Raw genomic sequence first — 243 nt, 5'->3', positions numbered from 1 at the left:
ACAAATACAAGGCTAAGAGAAACTGCTGGCCACGTGTTCGTGGTGTGGCTATGAATCCTGTAGAACATCCTTTTGGTGGTGGTAACCATCAGCACATCGGCAAGCCCTCAACCATCAGAAGACATGCTCCAGCTGGTCGCAAGGTTGGTCTCATTGCTGCTCGCCGTACCGGTAGACTGCGTGGTACCAAGACTGTCCAGGAAAAGGAGAACTAGTTTCTTCATGTATTTACATAAATCTGGC

Annotated in this window: 1 pseudogene; it reads left to right on the top strand. The window is 49.0% G+C overall.

Annotated elements, in window-relative coordinates:
- Positions 1-215, top strand: a pseudogene (locus tag JMJ55_RS30700) (hypothetical protein); the annotation flags it as partial.
- Between the last annotated feature and the right edge of the window lie 28 nt (positions 216-243).

The sequence above is a fragment of the Belnapia mucosa genome (genome assembly GCF_016775475.1).
Lineage (GTDB): Bacteria > Pseudomonadota > Alphaproteobacteria > Acetobacterales > Acetobacteraceae > Belnapia > Belnapia mucosa.
Note: the sequence above shows the minus strand (reverse complement) of the source record. Positions and strands in the feature narration are given on the sequence as shown.